Origin of the sequence: Pseudopontixanthobacter vadosimaris (assembly GCF_012979275.1) — a bacterium.
Lineage (GTDB): Bacteria > Pseudomonadota > Alphaproteobacteria > Sphingomonadales > Sphingomonadaceae > Pseudopontixanthobacter > Pseudopontixanthobacter vadosimaris.
The window spans coordinates 1-5974 of record NZ_JABASZ010000029.1; the positions used below are offsets into that span (position 1 = coordinate 1).

8 protein-coding genes and 1 pseudogene are annotated in these 5974 nt (G+C 65.9%); 3 read left to right on the forward strand and 6 right to left on the reverse strand.

Annotated elements, in window-relative coordinates; genetic code table 11:
• Nucleotides 1-529 (reverse strand): annotated as a pseudogene (locus HG250_RS06700) (hypothetical protein); the annotation flags it as partial.
• Nucleotides 477-1211 carry an ATP-binding cassette domain-containing protein gene (locus HG250_RS06705; protein ID WP_170004030.1) on the reverse strand — a complete coding sequence of 245 codons (735 nt, stop codon included), beginning with the start codon at nucleotides 1209-1211 and terminating at the stop codon, nucleotides 477-479. The gene HG250_RS06705 and the pseudogene HG250_RS06700, both read right to left, overlap by 53 nt.
• A 50-nt stretch (nucleotides 1212-1261) precedes the next feature.
• Here HG250_RS06705 and HG250_RS06710 point away from each other — a divergent pair, with 50 nt between their 5' ends.
• Nucleotides 1262-2020: an arylesterase gene (locus HG250_RS06710; RefSeq protein ID WP_240956963.1), complete on the forward strand. Its 759-nt coding sequence runs from the start codon at nucleotides 1262-1264 to the stop codon at nucleotides 2018-2020.
• 15 nt (nucleotides 2021-2035) lie between these two features.
• Here HG250_RS06710 and recF read toward each other — a convergent pair whose 3' ends face one another.
• Nucleotides 2036-3124, reverse strand: a complete 1089-nt coding sequence (recF, locus tag HG250_RS06715; RefSeq protein WP_170004032.1) for a DNA replication/repair protein RecF — start codon at nucleotides 3122-3124, stop codon at nucleotides 2036-2038.
• Between the two features lie 220 nt (nucleotides 3125-3344).
• Between recF and HG250_RS13045 the strand changes: the two genes are divergently transcribed.
• Nucleotides 3345-3476 carry a hypothetical protein gene (locus tag HG250_RS13045; protein ID WP_277348083.1) on the forward strand — a complete coding sequence of 44 codons (132 nt, stop codon included), beginning with the start codon at nucleotides 3345-3347 and terminating at the stop codon, nucleotides 3474-3476.
• Nucleotides 3473-3697 (forward strand): PspC domain-containing protein, encoded by a 225-nt coding sequence (locus HG250_RS06720; protein WP_170004034.1) that lies wholly within the window; start codon nucleotides 3473-3475, stop codon nucleotides 3695-3697. The genes HG250_RS13045 and HG250_RS06720 overlap by 4 nt, the downstream gene beginning before the upstream one ends.
• A 98-nt stretch (nucleotides 3698-3795) precedes the next feature.
• Here HG250_RS06720 and HG250_RS06725 read toward each other — a convergent pair whose 3' ends face one another.
• The 3 genes from HG250_RS06725 to HG250_RS06735 all read right to left on the reverse strand — a co-directional run bounded on the left by HG250_RS06725 (nucleotide 3796) and on the right by HG250_RS06735 (nucleotide 5884).
• Nucleotides 3796-4578: an SDR family oxidoreductase gene (locus HG250_RS06725; protein WP_170004036.1), complete on the reverse strand. Its 783-nt coding sequence runs from the start codon at nucleotides 4576-4578 to the stop codon at nucleotides 3796-3798.
• 26 nt (nucleotides 4579-4604) lie between these two features.
• Nucleotides 4605-5135: an NUDIX domain-containing protein gene (locus tag HG250_RS06730; protein WP_170004042.1), complete on the reverse strand. Its 531-nt coding sequence runs from the start codon at nucleotides 5133-5135 to the stop codon at nucleotides 4605-4607.
• 74 nt (nucleotides 5136-5209) lie between these two features.
• On the reverse strand, nucleotides 5210-5884 hold the full coding sequence (locus HG250_RS06735; protein WP_170004038.1) for a TPM domain-containing protein: 675 nt from the start codon (nucleotides 5882-5884) through the stop codon (nucleotides 5210-5212).
• Nucleotides 5885-5974 lie beyond the last annotated feature (90 nt).

Sequence of the window (5974 nt, forward strand, 5' to 3'; positions counted from 1 at the left end):
CGATCCCCAGCCGGTCGATCGCGCCCTGCGCCAGCCAGGCGCTGCCCGCTGGCGGCGCGGCGGCGGTGCGCCCGCCCACCAGCGTCAGCGTGCCATAGAGCGGCCACGCCTCGTCCACCGCTTTCAACTCGATCGGTGCAGTGGAACCACCCGCAACCGCCATGGCCTGCCAGCGCGTTCCGCCGGACACTCGCCCGTAATCTTCCAGCGCGGCCAGTTCCTCATCACTCAACGTGCGCTGCCAGACTTCGACCTGAAGGTCGCCGCCAAGGATTTCCTGACCGCGTGAGGAAAGTTCGTTGTCGATGGCTGCCGTCAGCGTGCCAATGGCGGCGAGCGCTCCGGTGCCGAGGAACAGGCAGACCAGCAGCAACCGCAGACCGCGGAACCGGGCATTGAGATCGCGCCGCGCGATCCGCCATGCGTCGGACCAGCGCAGGGCAGGGGCGGCCGCCCCTTTCGCGCTCACGCCGCCCTCACGCTGCCGCGGACCCGGCAGCTTCCGCCGTGTCGCTGGCGATATTACCATCGGCCATCGTCAGCACCCGCTGGCAGCGCCGGGCAAGGGCGGGGTCATGCGTGATGACGATCAGCGTCGCGCCGGTCTCGGCGCGGCGGGCGAACAGCAGTTCGACGATGGCCTCGCCCGTGGCGACGTCGAGATTGCCGGTCGGTTCGTCGGCGAAAATGAGTTCGGGGCGGGGCGCGATGGCGCGGGCAAGGGCCACGCGCTGCTGTTCTCCGCCCGAAAGCTGCGCTGGGTAATGGTGCAGGCGGTGGCCGAGACCGACGGCCTGCAATTCCGCCTCGGCACGCTGGCGGGCGTCTGGCGCTCCGGCAAGTTCCATGGGCGTGGCGACATTCTCCAGTGCGGTCATCGTCGGCAGCAGGTGAAATGCCTGCAACACGATGCCGATCCTGCCGCGCCGGGCCAATGCGAGCGCATCCTCGTCCATGGCCCGGAAATCCGCGCCGGCGACCTCCAGCGTTCCGCCGCTCGCCTGTTCCAGCCCGGACAGCACCGCCATCAGCGACGATTTCCCCGATCCCGACGGGCCTAGCAGCGCCAGTACTTCGCCGCGCGCCACGTCCAGATCGATGCCGCGCAGGATCTCGACCGGTGCCGACGCCTGACCGAGAACGAGCGTGAGATCGCGCGCCCTGATGGCATAACGGGGCGGGTTGGCGGGGCTTTTGGAAGGGCTTGTCACGCCACGGGAATGGCATAGGCTACGCGTAACAGCAAGGAAGGTTGCCGAACATGAAGCGTCGTCTGTCGATTAAACCGCACCATTCAGCGGCCACCGCGCTCCTGCCGATCTGCCTGGCACTGAGTGCCTGCGGGGCGGAGGCGGAGCGTGAAGAGGCGGTCACGGCCGCTTCTGCAGAAGATGCCGCTGCCGGAACGATGGCGGCGGCGGAAATGCCGGTCATGGGGCCGCAGCGTAACGTGCTGGCTTTCGGTAACAGCCTGTTCGCGGGCTACAATGTGGACCGGCAGGAAAGCTATCCGGCGCGACTGGAAGCGGCCCTGCGCGCCCGAGGCATCAACGCGCGCGTCGCCAATGCAGGGGTTTCGGGCGATACGACGGCGGCGGGGCGGCAGCGGCTCGCCTTCACGCTGGATGCCCAGGAGAACCCGCCCGAACTCGTCATTCTGGAACTCGGCGGCAACGATCTGTTGCGCGGTATCGAACCGGCTGAGACCCGCGCCAATCTCGAAGCGATGCTGAAGGAACTGCAGTCGCGCGAAATTCCAGTGCTGTTGATGGGCATGGTCGCGCCGCCGAATTACGGGCCCGAATTCCAGCAGGCCTATGATGCGATCTATCCCGAACTCGCCGAACGTTACGGGGCGGATCTGGTGCCGTTCTTCCTCGAACCGGTGTATCAGCGCCCGGACCTGATCCAGGCGGACCGCATTCACCCCACGGCACAGGGGATCGAGGCGCTGGTTGCCGCGACCCTGGATGAAGTGGCTGTCGCTCTGCCGGCTGCGGCTGCCGCCAATAACAATTGACCAGACGCGGCGCGGTCAGGAAATCCGTTCGACCCTGCCGCTTTCGACGCGCCAGATGGCGGCTTCTGCCCTGATATGTTCGAACGGGGCAATTTCCGTACCGGTCAGCCAGACCTGCGCGCCGCTCGTCCGCAGCCGGTCGAACAACGTCCGGCGGCGCAGCGGGTCGAGATGGGCGGCGACTTCATCCAGTAACAGCAGGCCGGGGCGGCCGCGCGCCGCCAGCACGGCATGGGCCAGGCTCATGGCAATAAGCAACGCCTTCTGTTCGCCGGTGGACCCCATCGCCGCCGGCACATCGCGCCCCGCGATGGTGATCAGCAGATCGTCACGATGCGGGCCGGTCAGGCTGCGTGCGGCGGCACGGTCGCGCGGACGCCCGGCGCAGAAAGCCTTCCGCAGTTCGTCTTCGCCAAACGGCGCCTGCGTGTCATAGGCTAGGGCCGGGCGGGCGAAGGGTTCTTCGGGCAACAGGGCCAGTTCGGCGCCGAGAGCGGAGATGACCGCCGCCCGCTGCCGCATCAGGGCCGCACCCTGCCGGGCCATCTGCGCCTCTAGCCCGGCCAGCCATTCCGCTTCGGGCATCGCATCTTCGGCCAGCAGGCGATTGCGTTCGCGTAAAGCATGTTCGTAACGTGCCGCGACCGAGGCATGGGCCGGGTCCAGCGCCAGCACCATGCGGTCGAGAAAGCGGCGGCGGACGCCGGAGCCGTCGCTGAACAGGCGCTCCATGGCCGGGGTCAGCCAGCCCACCGCCAGCCATTCGCCGAGACTGGCCGCGCTCGTCGCTGCTCCATTCACCCTTACCAGCCGCCGGTTGGGGCGCTGCGGTTCGGTATAGGTGCCGATGCGGATCAGATCTTCCGCATCTCCGGCAGTCAGCGACGCACCGATGGCGAAACCGCCGGGCCCTTCCGCCTTCGCCATGTCGGAAAGTCGCGCGGATCGCAGGCCGCGTCCCGGGGAGAGCAGCGAGAGCGCCTCCAGTATATTGGTCTTGCCGGCACCGTTTTCGCCGACGAGCAGGTTGAAGCGGCGCGTGCCATCCAGCGCGGTCGCATCGTGATTGCGAAATCGGGAGAGGGAGATCCGGTCCAGCGCCATGCGGCTTTGCAGATAGCGTCAGCGCAGACGATGCACCATGGCTAACCGCTTGCACCAAGATTCGGGAAAAATCACCAAACTTGCGGAACTGAAAACTTCTGGCGGCGCGAACCAGATGAACGACGCTTGAATTTACGCGTTTTTCTGGTTTGGCATGGCCGTTGCAATGCAGGGTTCATCGGCGGGATTGGCCCTCCGACCAGTCAAAAGGAACCCTGTCATGAAAGTCAGCAATCTCTTCGGCGTCCGTTTCGCTGCCGCCGTTTCGTCCCTCATGGTCTCCGCCATGTTCCTGGCCTTCGCCATCGTGCCGGCCAGCCCCACCATCGCCATGACCGGAGTTGTCGCATGAGTGAGGATCGCCCCGACCGCACCGATCGTCCCAGCCGCCAGCTCGCCCGTGATTTCCGCCTCGACAAGACGAATGGGAAGCTGGCCGGGGTCTGCGCCGGCATCGCCGATTATTTCGGCATAGATGTCACCCTTGTCCGGATCCTGTTCGTGGCAGGGACGCTGATCGGTTTCGGTTCGCTGCTGCTGATCTACATCGCCATCGCCCTGATCGCCGATTGACGATGCGGTCCCGCCCGAAACGGGCCGCATCGCTTCGGCGCAGACAATCGGTCAGGAGGTTGCCGCATCAGCACAGCCCGCATTCACAAAACCTGTATTCACATTGCCGAAATGCCGCCATCGACCTTGATTTCGGCCCCCGTCACGAACCGGCTTTCATCACTGGCAAGGTAGAGCACGGCCGAGGCGATGTCGGCCGGCTGCCCCACGCGGCCCAGTGGTATCTGCCGGGCGAGCTTGTCCATCACGACGCTCTTGTCGATCCCCGCATTCCTGCCGATGCCGTCCAGGATGGGCGTGTCGATGAAAGTGGGATGCACCGAATTGCAGCGGATGTCCCAGCCCTTCTTGGCCCCGTAAAGCGCCACCGATTTCGACAACATCCACACCGCCGCCTTGCTGGCGTTATAGCCCGGCATCGTATGGCTGGCGATCAGCCCGGCAATGGACGAGATATTGATGATCGAGGCGGGCTGGCTGTCCCTGAGCAGCGCCATGCCATGCTTGCAGCCGAGAAACGGCCCGTCGCTGTTGACCGCGAAACCCTGCCGCCAGTCTTCCAGCGTGCAGCTTTCGATATCGCCGGGCACCCCGATGCCTGCATTGTTGACCAGGATGGACAAGCCGTCAAGCTTTTCACGCGCAGCTTCCATCACGGCGATCCACTGGTCTTCCTGCGTCACGTCGTGCTGCATGGCGGAGGCCGATCCTGCGCCCGCCTGATCGTTGATGGCCCTGGCACTTGCCTCCGCCCCCGCGCCGTTCATGTCGGTGACGAGCACTTTCGCGCCTTCCTGCGCCAGCCGCATAGCGATGGCCGCGCCAAGCCCCTGCGCGCCGCCCGTGACCAGCGCCAGCTTGCCCTCTACCCGTCCTGCCATGTGAAACTCCCTCGCTAGCTGAATATTTAGAGTTGCCCCTCGGCGAGAAGCAGGCCCATCACGCGCACGTCGATGCCGCAGCCGCGTCGCCGCGCCGCATCGACGAAATTGCCGAGGCGGCTGAGTTCGACGCGGTGAACCGTGATATCCTCACCACCGATGCCGCCGCCTTGTCCGACCTTTTCTAGTTCGCGTGCACGGACCAGCGTGAAACTTTCACTGACCATGCCGGGCGAAGAATAGAAGATGCCCGCATCTTCCAGAGAGGCGGCGCGATAGCCGGTCTCCTCCTCCAGTTCGCGCCCTGCGGCCTCCAACGGGCTTTCGTCCTCGCTGTTCGCATCGTCGCCGATCAGCCCGGCGGGCAATTCGATGCAGCGGCGTCCCATCGGTACGCGATATTGTTCGATCAAGATGACATGGCCGTCCTCCACCGCCAGGATTACGGCCGCCCTGATGTTGCGGGCGCGCCCGACATATTCCCAGCGGCCGCGCCTTTTTGCGGTGACGAATTTTCCCTGCCAGACGATTTCTTCGGCGGCACCTGCTTCGGGCACGTTGCCTGCCGTGCCAATTTCCCCGGCAGGAGGATCGGCGGAGGGGCCGGGGGACGGGGCGCGGGGCGGGGCGGTCAAATCTCGATCAGCCGGTCGGGCAATTCGTTCACATCGTCCTCTGCACGCGGGAAATGTTCGGCAAGAACGGCCCCGACGCGCTCGACCGCGGCGACCATTCCGGACGCGATATTGCCCTCTTTCAGTTCCACCAGCATGGCCGCCATGGCATCGCCCCAGACATGATCGGCCACCTGTTCCGCGATGGAGCGGTCGGCGACGATCTCGGCGCGGTGTTCGTCCATCGACAAATAGATCATGATGCCGGTCCGCCCATGCGTGCGGCGTTCGGCACCGACGCGGAAGAGGGTGATGGCCCTGTCCTCCACCCGTGCCGTCTTGACTCGTCCCGGCACCATGGCGAAGCGCACCGGACCGATCAGCTGGATCAGCCACACGGCAAGGAAGGTGAGAATGCCGATGCCCGCTGCCATGGCGAAGATCTCGCCGTCCGGCCATTCGGCGTTCCAGCTGCCGTGCAGGGCGGCATAGGCATCCAAGGGCCAGTGTGGCACGAAGGCCAGCAGCGTCAGCAGGGTGAATGCAGCCAGTGCCGCCCAGGCCAGCGCAATGTCACTGTAGCCATCGCTGCGCTGTGCCAGCACGGTGACGATCTCGCCCGAGGTGCGCTGTTCCGCCCGGCCCACCGCATCGCTGACGCGGCGGTGATCCGCTTCAGAAAGGATCGCCATCTACCAGCCCCCGCTCGCGCCGCCGCCGTTGAAGCCGCCGCCCCCGCCGCCGAACCCGCCGAAGCCGCCCCCGCCACCGCCGATAAAATG

Excerpts from the sequence above, each read along its gene's own strand:
- HG250_RS06710 (WP_240956963.1), top strand. The coding sequence starts at position 1,262 with ATGAAGCGTCGTCTGTCGATTAAACCGCACCATTCAGCGGCCACCGCG.
- recF (WP_170004032.1), bottom strand. The coding sequence starts at position 3,124 with ATGGCGCTGGACCGGATCTCCCTCTCCCGATTTCGCAATCACGATGCG.
- HG250_RS13045 (WP_277348083.1), top strand. The coding sequence starts at position 3,345 with ATGAAAGTCAGCAATCTCTTCGGCGTCCGTTTCGCTGCCGCCGTTTCG.
- HG250_RS06720 (WP_170004034.1), top strand. The coding sequence starts at position 3,473 with ATGAGTGAGGATCGCCCCGACCGCACCGATCGTCCCAGCCGCCAGCTC.
- HG250_RS06725 (WP_170004036.1), bottom strand. The coding sequence starts at position 4,578 with ATGGCAGGACGGGTAGAGGGCAAGCTGGCGCTGGTCACGGGCGGCGCG.
- HG250_RS06735 (WP_170004038.1), bottom strand. The coding sequence starts at position 5,884 with ATGGCGATCCTTTCTGAAGCGGATCACCGCCGCGTCAGCGATGCGGTG.